At 50.1% G+C, this 725-nt stretch carries 1 protein-coding gene; it reads right to left on the reverse strand.

Translation table 11 applies throughout. From position 1 onward, the window contains the following. The coding region (locus A6D6_RS21640) for a DUF6708 domain-containing protein (RefSeq protein WP_201303873.1) at positions 1–586 on the reverse strand (586 nt) is incomplete at its 3' end. Positions 587–725 lie beyond the last annotated feature (139 nt).

Genomic DNA, 725 nt, shown 5'->3' on the forward strand with positions numbered 1-725 from the left:
ACGCCAGAGTAAAGGTGTCTTTTACCGTGACACCATCCTCATCAAGCACATGGGCACGGATATCGTAGGTGGTGCCCATCGTCGGCACCGTCCCTTCCCCGACATGAAGAAACAGGTCGTCCCAGGGCGCCCGAATCACGGTACCATCAGTGCGAAAGGCGTACACCATCCGATTCTTTCTGTTCAGACGTATCGGGTAATGGGTGTAGGCAAAGATTTCCATTCTCATGCCTTTCCAGATGGCCCAGGCCAGACCCCAACCTAGAAGAAACGTAAAGAGAAGAAAAGCCCAAGCATCCCACCCCCTTTCAGCCCTTTGCAGCTCCATCAATAGAAAATAAACCGGAGAAATTGCAAACATTAAAAAGGAAACCAGCGTAAAAACCTGGATCTGCCCTTTTTGCCAATACCATCGGTCCACTATCTCCAAGTAAGTGCTGTTAATTTTGATCAGTAATGCTTCATCGTTGGGAGGTTCATCCGTCCAGCGCCGGTCTCTTGACAACCGACTCGCTTTTTCTTCCGGCGTAAGTGCCCTATTCACTTTATAGGCATTTCTACCCAGGCCCGTATAATCGGAGAGCATTCCAGTCATCCCATGCATCTATCAGATGCGCTTTTTAAAGATCCGCTATCCGGAAAACAGAAGCGACAGCGGTGAGTATCTAACAAGTACCCACGCAAGCACCGCCAGGCCGGTCAACACACAAATGACCAGCCAAGGC

Source organism: Alcanivorax xiamenensis (assembly GCF_009846745.1).
GTDB classification, from domain to species: Bacteria; Pseudomonadota; Gammaproteobacteria; order Pseudomonadales; family Alcanivoracaceae; genus Alloalcanivorax; species Alloalcanivorax xiamenensis.